This is a genomic window from Rhizobium ecuadorense (assembly GCF_001187535.1).
Lineage (GTDB): Bacteria > Pseudomonadota > Alphaproteobacteria > Rhizobiales > Rhizobiaceae > Rhizobium > Rhizobium ecuadorense.
The window spans coordinates 16,095-30,443 of the sequence record NZ_LFIO01000120.1 but is presented as its reverse complement, the minus strand read 5'-3'; the positions used below and the strand labels follow the sequence as shown (position 1 = coordinate 30,443).

11 protein-coding genes and 5 pseudogenes are annotated in these 14,349 nt (G+C 59.0%); 7 read left to right on the top strand and 9 right to left on the bottom strand.

Annotation, left to right across the window (positions count from 1 at the left end):
* Positions 1-346 precede the first annotated feature (346 nt).
* The 4 genes and pseudogenes from AF337_RS46440 to AF337_RS44955 all read left to right on the top strand — a co-directional run bounded on the left by AF337_RS46440 (position 347) and on the right by AF337_RS44955 (position 3,613).
* Positions 347-580: a CPCC family cysteine-rich protein gene (locus tag AF337_RS46440; RefSeq protein ID WP_086004647.1), complete on the top strand. Its 234-nt coding sequence runs from the start codon at positions 347-349 to the stop codon at positions 578-580.
* A 733-nt stretch (positions 581-1,313) separates the two neighbouring features.
* Entirely contained in the window at positions 1,314-1,547 is a 234-nt protein-coding gene (locus tag AF337_RS04110) for a hypothetical protein (protein ID WP_016737406.1), read from the top strand.
* A gap of 67 nt (positions 1,548-1,614) precedes the next feature.
* Positions 1,615-2,180 (top strand): annotated as a pseudogene (locus tag AF337_RS39585) (ATP dependent DNA ligase); the annotation flags it as partial.
* Positions 2,181-3,376: 1,196 nt separating this feature from the next.
* Positions 3,377-3,613, top strand: a complete 237-nt coding sequence (locus AF337_RS44955; protein WP_049731160.1) for a hypothetical protein — start codon at positions 3,377-3,379, stop codon at positions 3,611-3,613.
* Between the two features lie 69 nt (positions 3,614-3,682).
* Here AF337_RS44955 and AF337_RS04100 read toward each other — a convergent pair whose 3' ends face one another.
* Entirely contained in the window at positions 3,683-4,699 is a 1,017-nt protein-coding gene (locus tag AF337_RS04100) for a sensor histidine kinase (RefSeq protein ID WP_012489446.1), read from the bottom strand.
* 222 nt (positions 4,700-4,921) lie between these two features.
* Between AF337_RS04100 and AF337_RS41730 the strand changes: the two are divergent.
* Positions 4,922-5,450 (top strand): annotated as a pseudogene (locus AF337_RS41730) (PAS domain-containing protein); the annotation flags it as partial.
* On the opposite strand, the pseudogene AF337_RS04095 reads toward AF337_RS41730, so the two are convergent.
* The 7 genes and pseudogenes from AF337_RS04095 to AF337_RS04065 all read right to left on the bottom strand — a co-directional run.
* A pseudogene (locus AF337_RS04095) lies at positions 5,428-6,388 on the bottom strand (ISNCY family transposase); the annotation flags it as partial. The pseudogenes AF337_RS41730 and AF337_RS04095 sit on opposite strands and share 23 nt — an antisense overlap.
* 240 nt (positions 6,389-6,628) lie before the next feature.
* Complete coding sequence (locus AF337_RS04090; protein ID WP_012489447.1) at positions 6,629-7,618, bottom strand: hypothetical protein; 990 nt, start codon at positions 7,616-7,618, stop codon at positions 6,629-6,631.
* Positions 7,619-7,719: 101 nt separating this feature from the next.
* Positions 7,720-8,379 carry a DUF1007 family protein gene (locus tag AF337_RS04085; RefSeq protein ID WP_012489448.1) on the bottom strand — a complete coding sequence of 220 codons (660 nt, stop codon included), beginning with the start codon at positions 8,377-8,379 and terminating at the stop codon, positions 7,720-7,722.
* 505 nt (positions 8,380-8,884) lie between these two features.
* Positions 8,885-9,010: a hypothetical protein gene (locus AF337_RS46025; RefSeq protein WP_257784634.1), complete on the bottom strand. Its 126-nt coding sequence runs from the start codon at positions 9,008-9,010 to the stop codon at positions 8,885-8,887.
* Between the two features lie 93 nt (positions 9,011-9,103).
* Positions 9,104-9,998: pseudogene (locus AF337_RS04075) on the bottom strand (nucleotidyl transferase AbiEii/AbiGii toxin family protein).
* Positions 9,991-10,584: a DUF6088 family protein gene (locus AF337_RS04070; RefSeq protein WP_049731159.1), complete on the bottom strand. Its 594-nt coding sequence runs from the start codon at positions 10,582-10,584 to the stop codon at positions 9,991-9,993. Before AF337_RS04070 ends, AF337_RS04075 begins: the two are co-directional and overlap by 8 nt.
* Before the next feature lie 121 nt (positions 10,585-10,705).
* Positions 10,706-10,915: a hypothetical protein gene (locus AF337_RS04065; RefSeq protein WP_004672578.1), complete on the bottom strand. Its 210-nt coding sequence runs from the start codon at positions 10,913-10,915 to the stop codon at positions 10,706-10,708.
* Between the two features lie 323 nt (positions 10,916-11,238).
* Here AF337_RS04065 and AF337_RS44950 point away from each other — a divergent pair.
* Both AF337_RS44950 and AF337_RS44945 read left to right on the top strand, forming a co-directional pair.
* Positions 11,239-12,192, top strand: a pseudogene (locus AF337_RS44950) (hypothetical protein); the annotation flags it as partial.
* A 134-nt stretch (positions 12,193-12,326) separates the two neighbouring features.
* Complete coding sequence (locus tag AF337_RS44945) at positions 12,327-13,847, top strand: hypothetical protein (protein WP_225882927.1); 1,521 nt, start codon at positions 12,327-12,329, stop codon at positions 13,845-13,847.
* A 208-nt stretch (positions 13,848-14,055) separates the two neighbouring features.
* Here the strand turns inward: AF337_RS44945 and AF337_RS44940 are convergent, their stop codons facing one another.
* A complete protein-coding gene (locus AF337_RS44940; RefSeq protein WP_004672580.1) occupies positions 14,056-14,346 on the bottom strand; it encodes a hypothetical protein in 291 nt (96 codons plus the stop codon).
* Positions 14,347-14,349 lie beyond the last annotated feature (3 nt).

Sequence of the window (14,349 nt, the reverse complement as noted above, 5' to 3'; positions counted from 1 at the left end):
GATAATTTACGATCGTTTGACGAAACAGCGCGCGCGCATCTTGCAAATACTGCTCATATGCCTGCAGTTGTTGTTCTGCTTCGATTGTGATCGACCTCAATCTCTTCGGCAACGCCAGTTGATCAGGGTCTGGACGGCGAAACGGGTGACGGAGATCATCAATCCGTGGAGCGTCGCGATTGCCCTCCTGCCGTAATCCGATTGCCGGGATAGTCACCAGAACACGCGGTGCGGCAGCAATTTGCCGACCGATTCGGCGACGAAGTAATAGGCACTGCGCGGCGTACTAGGCCCTGTTGACAAAGTCTGTGACTGAGGTGAACCTCTCGCAATGTAGTTTCGCAACATCATTGAGCCTTACGTTGAGGGGCAGGCATACCGGTGCCCGTGCTGCCATTTCGCGACCCTTTCAGAGCGAGGCGGCTACGAGATTCGCCCTGTGTGTTTTTGGGAAGATGATGGGCAAGACGATCATGATGCTGAGTTGGTCCGAGGCGGTCCGAACGGCCCGCTGTCGCTGGTCCAAGCGCGACTGAATTTCGCAGAATCCGGCGCTTGCAACCTTCCACCATCGCAATAATATACGTCCGCCTACCGAAGCTGAACGCTAACGATCCCCAAATGAGCTGAACTCTGATTCAAAGCTGCTCTTTGCTACCAGGAGGACGCGTCTACCCACCAGATCAGAAAAGCTCATGCGCGCGTGCAAGTCCGGTCGCAATTGCAAGCTCCTCGAGGCTGTAGCCTCTGGAGATACGAGCAGCCCTGCGGCTTGCTGCCGGGGTCGTATCTGACATGACAATCTGATCCATGTTCTTTATCTCCAATTTTGCGTGCAAGAAATGTCCTAAGAGGCATTGAGTTCCTAGTGCCGCGAGCTAGTCCGCAGGCGCCCTCTTGCTCTTCTCCTCGCGTAGTCGCGACATCCTCAGACCTTCCGTCAGCGGCGCGCTTGAGTATGCCATCTTCACTACTGAGGAGAAGGGCAGGGTCGTCGACTGGCCGCCCGGTTGTGAGCAGGCGATATTCGGCCGGGTGCTGGACGAGATGCCGGGAAGGCCGCTGCCATTAAGCTGGGCACCCGAAGATTGGGCCGCAGGGGTTCCGGAAGCGAGCTTTCATGTTCGCCGCAACCGCAGCAGACCTCACCGGATCTCTCGTCTTGTTCATGTTCCGAAGCCGCATGAGGTGACCGTTCTCGACTGTGGCGTCCTTTGAGTGGGGAACGACCGCCGTCAGGATCCCGAAGAGTTGGAGACTGAGGTCTTGTTGTAGATCGCTCCTCCGCTATGTCGATAGCTGGAGGATGTCACATGCCAACGCACGACAAACACTTCCGCATGCTTTCGGAAGCGGTACAGGCTTGGTACCGCTATTACGAAGTCGAACCCGACGACCAGGCGTCGCAAACCTTGTGCTCGGCCGCCATCGAGTTCTTCAACGAAGGCGCGAGATCGTTAGAGGATGTCACGACGCTGCTCATCGGCACCTATGTCGGCAGGTGGGCAACACGTGTAAACGCGCCGACGTCGGCTGCCGTTCACTGACCTGCCCGATTGACTGCATAACCAGGCTTCGCCCTGAGCATTCTTAATCGATCGACAGCTTCCAGCCGACGGCCACGACCTCACTGGAACCGAACTCGCCTCGCGACGCCATCTTCTGGAAGGGCTGGTGCCGGCAGGCGGCGAAGACGCCCTTCGACTGTCCGAGGATCGAGACGGACGGAGAGGTTCTCCTGCGCATCGCCTGCGACCACGGGCTTGAGGGGATCATCGCCAAGCGAAGGGACGCCACCTATCGACCCGGTCGGCTGGGTGAAGATCAAATGTGTCCAGAGCGATGGCTTTTTAATCATTGGGCATGAGAAGTCGACGGCGTCATTGCGGGCATTGGGCGGCTGCTGCTCGCCGCGCAGAGGAAAAGAGCTGGTATGTCGGGGGAGTGGGAACCGGCTTCAGCGAATGTTCTGCGGGTGAGTTCCGGAAACAGATAGACAAACTGACCATCGGCAAGCCCCCTGTCGATACGGACGGAAGTGAAATGCGGTCTTCGTCGATCCGAAGCTTGTTGCCGAGATCAAATATCGAGCGTGGACGCACGACGGGAAGCTGCGGCACGCGTCATTTAAGGGGCTGCGCGACGCTGCTGATAACGCAGGCGTTTATGAGGTGCAATAATTCGCCGGCGCCGCTACGACCCGTAGCGGCCAATTCACGCCCGCGATGGGCTGAAATCCGTCCCTGGTCGCTGAATGAGGTTGCAGTTTACAATTTCTTCCGGTCCTCCTGCTTAGGTGTGATTATCCGCACGAAGCGATAGAGCCATGGAACCGGCTGGAAACCTGCGACACGACATCGAGGCGGCACTGCAACGTCAAAACTTGACGGGTTGGCAGCGAACGTTTCTTGCCGACATTCACGCTCGCCTTGAGCGTTCTGGCGGAAATGCTCGCCTCTCAACAGTGGCGAAAGACTTTCGAGATTCTAAGGCAGCGCTCGGCCCGCCCCATCGCAATCCGCGGTCGTTCCCTTTCCCCGATCTCGCCACCAGCCCAAGAAAATGTTCGTCCCCAGTTTTGGTAGAGCAGGCAGACGGCTGGCCATTGGGCTCCTGATCGTTGCTGCTGTGGCCGTCGCACAGCAGGTATCCGATTTGGGAGGGCAATTTCAGTCAACTCCGGCACAGCGAGGACATCTGTGGCCCAGGAATTCACGGTGACCGACGGAGACACCGTACACGTCGTTGGCGATGCCGCCGGAACACGTTTGGTGGGCTTCAACACGCCGGAGAAGTTCTCGCCCCAATGCTAATATGAGCGCCAACAGGGCGAGCGGGCGTCGGCGCGGCTTCGAGAGCTGGTTGCCGGCGGCAGCACCGAACTGAGAAAAGTCGCGTGCTTTTGTCCGCCGGGCACCGAAGGTACGAAGAAATGCGACCATGGCGCTCTTTCGGGATGCTGTTGGTTGACGGGAAGGATGTCGGCAGCATTCTGATCAGCGAAGGCCTTGCAGTACCATTCGTCTGCGGCCGCAAGAGCTGTCCTCCGAGGCCGAGACCATGGTGCAAGGCATAGCCGACGAAATCCGGTGGACCCGTTGGATAGTGAGCGCCTTATGACGACCATCGAAAAAAGCGCCCCTGACTCCTTTTTTGAAAGGAACAAAATGGGAACATTCCTGAGGCGCTCTATTCCATCTCGAATACGGAGGATCCGGCATGCCTACGGTGTTGTTCAGACACGACCAAGACATCTCGCTTAACGATGTACTGAAGATTGCAGTCTACGCGAAGCACGTTGCAGGCAGTGCTATGAAGTGTTCGCGGAAGATGGTTCGAGGTCTCGTCGGACGCTCTGTCGCGGCGAGCGCGGGACGTGTCTGATGCCCTCGATTTCAGTGAAGAACCATATTTCTCGCCGGAGACGACGAGGAAGGTTCTTAAGCTTCGCAATGCGGTGTGGGGTATGTGCTTCGACTATCTCGGTGAATGCGGCCACCTGGGCAAATCAACCGACCTTCTCAGGATGGACCAGGACCTGGAATACGTCGTCGAAAAACTCGTCATCTACCACCTGTCTCCTCAGGAGATCGAAGGCCGAGTAGGCGCATGAAGGCCAGTTGTTTCGCTGATCTTGGCATCGGCGACGACACGGAGCCTCGGGGCAGCATTTGACATCTCTTCATACTTCAAGATCCGGACAATTTTGATATTGCAGTTTCTGAAGCGATGCCTCGAGGTCGAGCTTGAAGCCGGTTGCGGCGTAGTCAAACGAGACGTCTCCGAAAGCGGACAGGCTCGTATTGACCAAGCGGGAGCCGAAGCCCTTCTTCTTTGGGGCTTCCACGGCTGGGCCACCGCTCTCTTGCCAATGGAGATTGAAGCGATCGTCGCCGACATTTTTGCGCACGGACCACTCGATCTCGACAGTTCCTGTATCCCCTGATAGAGCCCCGTACTTTGTCGCATTGGTGACAAGCTCATGCAGCACGAGGGCGAAGCCAAGAGCCGCTTGCGGGTTCAGGCTGACTGCCGGACCGCTTGCTTTGATGCGGCTCGGTTCAACGCCGAGATTCACCGTGGTCGCTTCGATGATCGTATCGACGGCTGCGGATAACCAGTTCTTCTGCAGCAAAATATCGTGCGCGTTTGCATATGCCTTGATGCGCGACGAGATCGACTGCTCCGCGGCTTCGATGCTGGCGGCGTTCCGGAATGACTGGTTGGTGATCGCCTGAACGACTGCCAGCGTGTTCTTGATGCGGTGAGAAAGTTCGTGCATCAGGACGCGCTGTCGCTCCTCATTTTCCCGCTGCTCGGTTCGATCCCTGAGGATCTTCACGAAGCCTTCGAGTTCGCCATCATCCGATCTCAACGCCATCATCTGGCCCGACGCCCAGAATAACGAGCCGTCCTTTCGAAGGTGCCAGCGCTCATCATCTCCATGGCCCTGGGTCAGTGTGGCGGTCATTTCCCGTTGAGGAATGCCCGCCGCGCGGTCTTCCTCAGTGAAAATAACGGCCACGGGATGGCCGACGATTTCGGTCTCATCCCATCCGAGAATTCGGCGGGCACCCTCATTCCAGGTGATCACTCGGGAGTCGAGATCCAGGGCGATGATCGCATATTCGATGGCACTCTGAAGGATTGCTTCGAGAAAGCGCTCCCGAGCGCGACTGGAGGTGGAAATGGGGTTCATGATTTTATTCTGCGCCTGATCCTTCCGGTCGCGCAAGCGGAATTGCCTTACCTCATCCCATACAGGCGCAATGACAACGCCATCGAATCGTGACTCCCGGACGGGCTGGTCGGGAAGCCTGCCGCATAGGCCAGTCGGTCGATCGTCTTTTAGGAAAAAGACGGCGTGCGACGTTATCGGACCTCTTATTGAGCGTGGAAGCATGACGACCCAATTTGACAACTGCACGGCGACTTACCTTCGGTATCGTCAGAAGCAGCCTTGGCCGACCGGAAAGAACTTGCGGCGGTCGCGTTCGAACGAATAGGATGCCGATGGTCGTCAATGGCGCGCGCAAGCCGGATCTGCCGATCGTGCTGGCCTACAGATCATTCCTCGAGCTGACCGGTTGCGCCGCCGGAGAGGTGCTGGGCCGGAATTGTCGTTTCCTTTAGGGCCCGGCGACGTCTCCGATCGCCGTCGCCGAACTTCGCGCTGCATCGCCGACGAGCGGGAGGTGAGCGTCGAGATCTTGAATTATAAGAAGAACGGGGAGCAGTTCTGGAACCGCTTGCATTTAAGTCCCATCCATGGGGACGACGGAAGGATGCTTTATTTTTTTGGATCGTAAATCGACATGACGGAGTACCGGCGGATAGAGGCGCTGGAAGCGTCCGAGCATCGGCTGCTGACGGAGGTCGGCCACCGGTCGAAGAACGTCCTCGCCATCGCGGACAGCATTGTTCGCCTCACCAACGCCGACGATCCGGCCGGAGGCGGGCAAAGAGGGCGAGATTGTAAGCGACCACCGATGACCAGACATAAGCCTTGAAGTGGTCGAGCCCACGCCAGGTGCAGCGCCCCAAGCCACAAGCGCGTTTCAAACATGAGATGCCGGCCTCGATGCCGGCGCGGAAGTTTCTGAGCTTGCGATCGACCCCGGCTACCGACCATATCTTCGATCTTGAGGCCGCACTTCTTGTGGAAGGCCATGTCGCGGATGCCGCAGGCTTTGGCTCGGCTCAAATTATCGCGGCTGGCATAGCCGGCCCTGATGCGGCGCCTGGCCATAAAAGGCGATGTGGCGTTCCAGCATCGGCAGCAAACGCTTGCTGTCTGCCGGTTGCCGGTTTCGACGACGAGGTCGAGGACCAGTCCGCTTCTGCCGGTGGTCAGATTGAGTTTGTGGCCGTAGTCGACGTCGCGGCTGCCTTCGACGATGATGTCGGCATGCGGCTCGAAGAGGCTCACCAGCTTCTCGCCAGCCGGCACCGGCTCGCCGGCCAGGACCCGCCGTTCGGTCTGGCCGATGATCCGGTCGATCAGCAGCTTATAGTGGCGGAGCTGGGTCTGCCACAGTTCGCCGGCCGGGCCAGCCGTCAGGGGCAACTGTTCACTCGCCTGCTGCAGATAACTCAAGGTCGTGCGCGTGATCTTGAGCAGTTCGCGGTAGTGCTTGATCCGTTTGGGGCGGCCGCGGGTATTCGATCGCTCGAGCCCGCTTCTTTGCCGCGCGGCGGTGGTCGTGCCATGGGATGGCGCTACCCAGTGCCACGGCCTGCTGCAACAGCCGCACCGTCACCCGGACAGCGTCCCATAATAGGCTACTGTCGCTCGGCTCATGGATCAGTGCGGCGGTGACGTGCTGTCGACGCGCACGACCTTGCCACTTTCCAGCTTCTCCTGCCGGGCGCTCGCCAGCAGCACCCTGCCAGAATAATTTTGCCCTGCGAGGAAAAGCAAAATTCGTGCGTGTTTGTGCCTGTGGTTCCCAAGGTTGCGAGTGTCGCGGCATTCAGGATAGAACGAGCGAGTTCCATCTCAGTGTGCTCCAAGCATTGGCGGCGACGAGGAGGCTGCTGCAGCAATGTTATACGCAGAGGACTTTGGTCGTCAAAGCTAAAGGTGACATTCAAAACGACGATCGTTTTCTCAGATGCCACCCGCTTTTCAATTGGATGCTTGGCAGAGGGGAATTGGACGCGGCGGTGGTGCTGGATGATCCTGCTTATATCTTGCGATGATCGGCTCCAGCCGCTCTTTCGGCCAGAACTGCGGAGAGCCGATCTCGCCAAGGCAGGTAGCGTTCCAGTATGATCCAGCGCTTACTGGCGACTTGCCCGATGTCGTTGCCCGGCCGACCGCGGCGATGTCGCGCGCCTCCGGGTAGATATAGAGCGTCGTCGGATTATCCTTGACCATCGACAAGACTTCCGGGGTCTCTTCCGGCGACCAGCTGGTGCATCCGTCGCTTCGCCCGCCCGCATAGGTGACCAACTTCCCGACAGGGACATAGCCTTTCCGATCGGCATATGGGCTCTCCGGCTTTTTCTGCATGCAGATCCCAGAGACGAGCGCCGCAGCATGCCCGCCGATTGCGCGTTGTCTGGCGTTGGCGGTATCGCCGATCCCATCGAATTGAACAAACGAGCGGGTCAAAACCGCCTCTCTGTTAGAAGGCGCCAGATAATAGCCTTTGAACGAGGTCTTGATCTCGCTTGTCAGATACGCGCCACCGGCGGTCAAGTTTGAGTCCAGCGCGTTGCCAAAATTCTTAGCGCATTCCCGGCCGTTGGAGAAGTTGACCACGCCAGGGAGGTTGAGGCCGCCACCATGCCCTGCCGAGATCACCCGAAACGACTGCTTCGCCTCGCAGATCACGTAGAACCGGCCAACTGTCAGATCGTTGGGTCGTGTCGCATCCATTGCGAAGTAACAGGCGTTCTTGACCGTTCCCTCCGCGACCTTCTCCAGATATAACCTCCGCGCCCGCTCCAGAACCACGCGCGTGATCTGGCCTTTCCCGTCGCCGACGTAGTCTGCTATCCAAGCCGGGAAAGGCGAACTCTTGCCCGCGGCACGTGCGGGAGTTGATCCGGACAGCATTGGTGCCAGGATGACCAACCCCGTTGCTAGCAAAAGGTTGAGCCTGGAACGCATCTGGTGCTCTCCGTGATGTAAACAAAGACCTGAATGACATCGATCATCATGACAGAGGCGACAACGAGGTTCGATAGTTCGCAATTATGCCTCGACACTCCTTAACAGCGCACTTCCAATCGGGTCGCAACAATCTGCGAGTAGTCTGTGCCCACTGGATCGTTGAAGAACATCGTCGTCAGCATCGCCTGATTTTCGGAAAGGATTTCTTTCGAGCCAGGCCTGACGACTTTGTGAGTGCAACCGCTAAAGCCTTCGCCCGAGATTTTCAGATCGGCATCGCTGGCAAAATCGAGAGCAGTATAGAGTGTCGGATCATAAACGCCGAAAACAATCAATCCTTTGAGCGGCGTCTTGGCCATTGGCTTCTGTGCGAAAGACAGGGTGAGGGAGCCGTTCTCATAGGTCCCATGCAGGATGTCCGGCTTCGCAAGCGCGAGTGTTTTCCCATTGATCGTGATGTTCATATAATAGTTGTACTGCGCAAGCGACTCCCGGACTGTTTTGGCGACGGCAGCAACTTCCGCAGGGTCGAGGGCATTGTTGCGGTTCTTGTCGTAGTCGAGCAGCACTGACGACGAAAACACCTCATCGAACTGCCATGTGTCGCGCAGCTCCTGGAGGCTTCCATCGGGCGCCGCGACCGCCTCGAATTTTGCATCAACGAAGATATGGGGATGGGCGAACGTGTTAGTCGGCATCCCGAGGAGGAGAAGTGAAGTTGCGATAGTGGCGTGGCGGCGTTTGTTCGCGAGGCTCATGCTACGTGAGTGTCGAGAAGATTGCGACGGATTTAAGTTTCGATCGCCGTGGTTTACCGGAATGCACCTTCCGCTATTTCGCCGCCGAGACGTTGGTCGAGTTCCTCGTGCTGGCCGTTGCGGCAACTTGGCGATTCACGCCGCCACCGCGCGCCTATCGCTGCGGCAGCACAGCCGGCTTCGACGCATCTTCATTCAGACAAGGCGATGGCAAAAATCATCGTCACGCCCGGGCGCGCTGGCCCTGTCGAGATTGCGGCCTTCCTGATGAAAGGCGACATCGATCCGCTGGACGCCAAGAAGTGACCTTCGTCTTGTCGACCCCCCCCTGCGGGAATAGAGCCAATCAAGCGTGCGGCGCGCCAGTGGGAGGACGCGTGCCGTTGCGGCAAGTGGAACATCCGTGTCGATTCTCGCGTCAGCGATTTTGAGCTTGCTCGGGCTTCCGGCGAGATTGAAATTGGGAATTAGAATGCCTTCACTGCAAACACACCGGATCTTCATTTTACGTGGCGCAACTTTCCTCAAACGAACCCGCACCCGTGCGGTATTTGGCCACATCCTCGCCGAGGCCGGAGCCGGAATAACCGGGTCCGAGCTTCACTCTCATCACATCAAGGGTGCCTGCCACGAGCAAACGCCTAATAATTGGCGCGAAGCCAAACCGCGTCGGTGACAGGGCACTCACAGTAATGGGCAGGTGCGGCTGTGGGCCGGCAATTGCTTATTTTGACGCGTCGCTTTTGTTGGCATGCGCCTGAATTTGCGTGCATCGCTCGAACAGGTGCTCGAACGGCTCGGAATCGCCGAGCAGCAGACCGTCGTCGACCATGCGCGCGTAATCCTCACCGAGTGCGCGCAGACCTTCTCCGGAGGGTGTCAGAACCAGATTGCCATTGACGGCTGCGGCGTAGTCGATGGGCGAGCGGTCGGCCGCCTTTTCCGCAAAGAACATGGATTTGTGTTTCGCCACGGCATTGGCAAGCTGCCGATCCGCGAATGCCTTGTCGGCGAAACCAGCATCGTTCAACCGGACGACGTCATGCCAATGACGAGCAAAACGATCACCGCGGAGGCGCTCCTGCAGGCAGAAGACATGGATGGCGGTCGCTTTCTCCCAGAACGTCCGCTCCGCGTGCATGACGCGGGGAGTCGCTTTCGGAAATTCGACACCATCAACCTGACCCGACGCGTCACAGTCGACATCGCGAATACTGGCCGGCTCGCCGGTGGATCGGTCCCCGAATTCGAGCATGACGCTCCGGGCGACATAACCGGATCCGCTGCTCACCGCGTCATAGTCCACGCTTCTCCTCGCTGCGGGTTTTCGGCAGCGCCTCATCATTGTCGCCGACCAAGTCCGGCGCCAGGGCGCGGATATCATAGGTCAGGTCGACATCCTCGGAGAACCTTTTGATGACACCGTAGGCTTTCGATAGCGAAGTGCCGCCCTTGAAGACGAGATGCTCACCGAGCTTGGACGAAAAGAGCGTCTGCAGCGTCCAGACGACCCAGACATCCTTTTCGAGGAGATGAATGGGCCGTCCGGTGCGGTCGGCCGCCACCGCCAAGGCTTCGCGTCGGTTATCCTTTGACAAGGTCAGAAACAGATCAGCGATGCGCAGCCTTTCCTACGCTTCTTGCAAGCCAGGTCGGAAACTGCGGAGCCGCCGCCACCAGCTCGCCGAACGCGTCTGGCGGCAGCTTTCGCTTGATCCGCGACAGTGCTTCATCGGCCCTCTCCGGCCCAAGCCATGCAAGTGCGCGGACCGCCACGCCAGCAGGTCGATCTGCCAAGGCCAATTGCCAGCGCGGCACGTGCTTGAGCTCGACCGTCTGCTGTCCAAGGGTCATCGTCCGGCTACGGCCGGATGTCAGGTAGACGGAGCGGACCGGGACCTGGGAGGTCAGGCCCAGGGCATTTGCCGCGGCGGCGCCATTCGAGACGATGACATCACCGCGCTGCTGCGCCACCGCCTCTACGGCCTGTTCGACCGTCGGCGGCCGACTGCCAAAGCGACTTTTGACGGGCCGCATATAGATACCACGGCCCGCCCGGACGAGCTCGCCACGCTCGGCCAGGCGCGACAGAGCCCGATCCAGGGCGGCTCGATTTCCGAGATGCAAAAAGCTCTTTGCCGAAAGCGCGGATCCTTCCGGCAGTCGTTCAGCATGTCCCATGATTTGCGATGTCAGCTTTTGCATGGCATTTCTCTTGTCAGAAATATATGCAAATTTCTGACAGTTTGCAATGAGAGGGGAAGACGGCGAGCCCGGACGGTGCTGACCAATTTTTATCGGTCAGTGACCCGCTGTCTCTTCACAATCACGATTCATCTATCAGGCCGTCAAACACTTCCACCATCGCATCGCTGATGGCCTTGCCTAGCGCGGCTGCAGCGTTTGCAAGCGCCTCGTCGTCCATATCGCGAGCGGCCATCGCAAAAGCAGTTCCCTCGGACGTTACGATTTCCCGCGCCCGCTCAATTGCCCAAAGGCCGAAGTCGCTGCGGCTGCTGATTTCCACGGTTTCCATGTTGTCTCCTGATTTGTTCGAGAGGACGGCTTATACCGATTTGCCGGACAATGCAGTCTGAAAACCGAGCCCGAGGACCGACTTCGATCTGTCTCGTGAGCGCATTCCCTACGGGACCGTGCTCTATTGCGCCGCACCTTGGCGACTGCGGTGTCACCAGCATTTGTACTGCGGTATAATTTGGAAGCGCTATGTGGGGGTCAATGGTTCAATTTTGCCGCTCCGATAGCACCCATTTGTCATATCACTGAAAAACTTCTGACCTAACGAGGCTTTCCGGGCCTCCGTTCAGGGTGCGGCCGTCGATCAGGAGTGACGAAATCATGTTGCAACGTGTTGGCAGCGGATCGAAAGAGGTCGAAACCCTGGTCGTGGACCTCGGCCAGAAAGACGTGACTGGCCGTTTTGCATCGACAAAAACCATCGACGCCGGCGAAATACGAAAGATCGCGCCGAGCGGTAACGGGCAGGCACTCGACATCTCCGCTGCGCGGGGCTTCGTCGGGTTTACCCAGAGCAAAAGCGGCGCCACCGCGATCCTGGTCGATGCAAAGGTGAGCACGCCCGAAACCGACCCGGGCAACGATCTCAAGATCGACCTGGACGGTTTGAAGAAGGTTGCCGCTTCCGAATTCGGCAGCACCGTGCCCAACAATATCACCCACCTGTTCAACCCGACCATCCAGGCGATGGCCAACCAGCTTTACGGGGGAGACAGCCCCGAGGTGCGCGATCAGTTCAAGGCCGACGTCAAGGCGCTTCTCGGTCCGCTGCTCGACAAGGTAGGCGCCGGAGAAATCGGCATCGGCGATCTCGCCGGCAATCTGGAGCGCCTGACGTCGCGCCTGAGCGCACCCGGCGGCAAGGAGGTCTTGGGCTACCGCCATGCGGTGCAGACCGCGCTGGAAGGGCTCGTCATGGGCGCCAGCCTGGTCTCGAAGTTGCCGGCCAATGCCGAGTGGGACAAGAGCGTCTCGCCGCTGCCCTCCAGCAATCTCGCCAGCTATTCGTTCAACGACGTCATGGCGGCGATCATGATCGGCACCGGGCTGGCCGGCAAGGGCATTGCCGCCAACGGCTCAGACGGCGGGCGCTTCTTCGCCGGCAGCGGCGGCGACGCCTGGATCGCCGAGCGCATGTTCGCCACCACGGACAATGGCTGGAGCAAGACCATCCAAAGTCTCGATCTGCCCTATATCGACAGCGACTATCTGACATCCAGCCTCAAGAAGATGGACCTTGTCATGTCGGGCTCGGATGCCATCGAGCCGGTCGTGGAGCGCCCGATCGACGAGAACGACATCCTGGAAAGCAAGGTGCTGCGCGGCTACGCTCCGTCGACCGCCTATGAGCCGACGCTGAAGAAGCTCGACGAACTCAAATACGGCATTCTCGGCGACGCCGTGAAGACGTGAACCGGGATTTCGTCGCGCCCGACAACATGGACCACCTCGACCAGCTGACGCCGGAACAGAAGGCGACGCTGCTCTACGATCTCATCGAGATCAAACAGCAGTTCAATGGCTATATGAACCAGTATGGCGACAGCGTGCCCGATGGCGAGCGCGTCGGCAAGGACCTCGATGCGCGGATCGAAAAGCTGACGGCCGATCCGGCGACGCAGCAGCATCTCTCGGATATCTTCGCGAGCGGCATGAAGGAATATCTGCAGCGACCGGAGAATTCCGATCTGCTCACCAACATCGAGGACGCCTATCTGATCGACATCGGAGGAGGCAAGGCGATCGACCGGGCGCTGAGCGCCGGCAAGAGCTTCGAAGATGCCCTGAAGGATTATTATTCCGAACTCAACACCCTCGTCGATCTCCTGCCCCAGGATTATATCGATGCGCATCTCGACGCCGCGAACGTCACCTTCGCCAATATCGTCAAGGAACATTATATCGGCGACGGCCAGGGTGTCGATCTCGAGCCGCTGCTGTCGGGGCCGGATGACACCTTCGAGCCCGGGGCGACGAATGACGCCATCAGCCAGTTGGCAACTACGTTCGCCGAGGATTTCATCAGCAAAAACGGCCCGGCCGATGGCGGCGAAACGCTGAAACAGAACCTGGCGCAGGATATAGCGCGCGACGTCGACGGCGTTCTGCGGATGGTGCGCGGCGGTATGAAGCTCGACGATGCGCTCGCCTCCTTCAAGGATTCGCTCGATCTGCCGCGCCAGACCCGGACACCTGCCGGCATCGATGCCGAGGTGTACAAGGCCGGTCTGGTGCACGCCGTGCAGATGCTGACGATGTCGAGCGTGCTGGTGGCGCGCGGCCTCGGCGCCGGCGGCAAGTGGACGCCGGCCGATATCGCCGCCGCGGTCGGCTCGGCGACGCAGATCGTCGGCATGACGATGGAAGGTCTCGGCAAGAACCTCGACGTTGCCGGCAAACCGTTCAGCGCCTTCGGCAATCAGCCTGGCAGCTGGGGCAAGGGGATCTCGATGAACTTCTCGCCGAAGACGATTGAAGCGGCAGGCAAGATCCTCGGCGCGGCCGGCGGCCTCGCCATGGCCGGCCTCGGCTTCTATTCGGCGTCGCGGTCGATGAAGGCCGGCGACCGCGCCAAGGGCGCGCTCGAAATAATCGGCGGCATTGCCGGTACCGGCAACGCGCTGATCGGTTTCTCCGAGGCGATGCTTTATCTGACCAATGCCATGTCCCGTGCCTTTTCCGGACTCGCAACGGTGGCGCCGGAAGTCGTGACCATCTTCAGCAGCGCCGCCAAAACCGGCCTTGCCGCGGCCGGACTGGTCACCGGCCTCGTTGCCTCGGCCGTCGGGCTGGCGCTTGGTCTGTGGGATATGGCCAATGGCGTGAAGAAGCTCGACAAAATGGAAAAGCAGCTGAACGAGAAGCTTGAACGCTACACCGGCGAGTCCGTGCATCTCGAATTTGGGCCAGACCCGTCATTCATCTGGTAGAGGCAGAGGGGCGGCAACGATGACCGCCACAGCCTGGGAAATACCCTGCGACCCCTCGGTAAAAATGTGATTTTTGATCTCCAGGCGCGAGGCCGCTGCATTTTATGCAACCGCGATGTCGCGATCGGGCTTGAATTATCACGCAAAGGTCGATCTTATGCCTAACGTAAGGTAAACGACGTCATCCGCGAAAAGCGGAAAAAGAAAATCAAAGGGAACGCATGTCATCGATCGCACCAGCATCTTCGGATATCGATACGGTTTCATTTCTCCGGCTAAACGCCAATTCCGATCCAAAGTCCGAAAATTCCACGAGCCAGGGCAAAACCACGAGCACCACGGTCAAGAAGGCATCGCCTTTTGCCTCTGACGGGACCACGACGGCAGCCCTGACGATTTTCTCCTCTATATCGGCGCAGACGAGCAGTCCGAAGTTCGTTTCGCTGGCCGCCACGTCGAATGGCACGTCCCGCCCTACCGCGCCGATCCAGCCGGTCATCGA

What these genes read in the sequence shown, in the direction of transcription:
- AF337_RS04110 (WP_016737406.1), top strand. Translation starts at nt 1,314, where the DNA reads ATGCCAACGCACGACAAACACTTCCGCATGCTTTCGGAAGCGGTACAG.
- AF337_RS04100 (WP_012489446.1), bottom strand. Translation starts at nt 4,699, where the DNA reads ATGAACCCCATTTCCACCTCCAGTCGCGCTCGGGAGCGCTTTCTCGAA.
- AF337_RS04090 (WP_012489447.1), bottom strand. Translation starts at nt 7,618, where the DNA reads ATGCGTTCCAGGCTCAACCTTTTGCTAGCAACGGGGTTGGTCATCCTG.
- AF337_RS04085 (WP_012489448.1), bottom strand. Translation starts at nt 8,379, where the DNA reads ATGAGCCTCGCGAACAAACGCCGCCACGCCACTATCGCAACTTCACTT.
- AF337_RS04070 (WP_049731159.1), bottom strand. Translation starts at nt 10,584, where the DNA reads ATGCAAAAGCTGACATCGCAAATCATGGGACATGCTGAACGACTGCCG.
- AF337_RS04065 (WP_004672578.1), bottom strand. Translation starts at nt 10,915, where the DNA reads ATGGAAACCGTGGAAATCAGCAGCCGCAGCGACTTCGGCCTTTGGGCA.
- AF337_RS44940 (WP_004672580.1), bottom strand. Translation starts at nt 14,346, where the DNA reads ATGACCGGCTGGATCGGCGCGGTAGGGCGGGACGTGCCATTCGACGTG.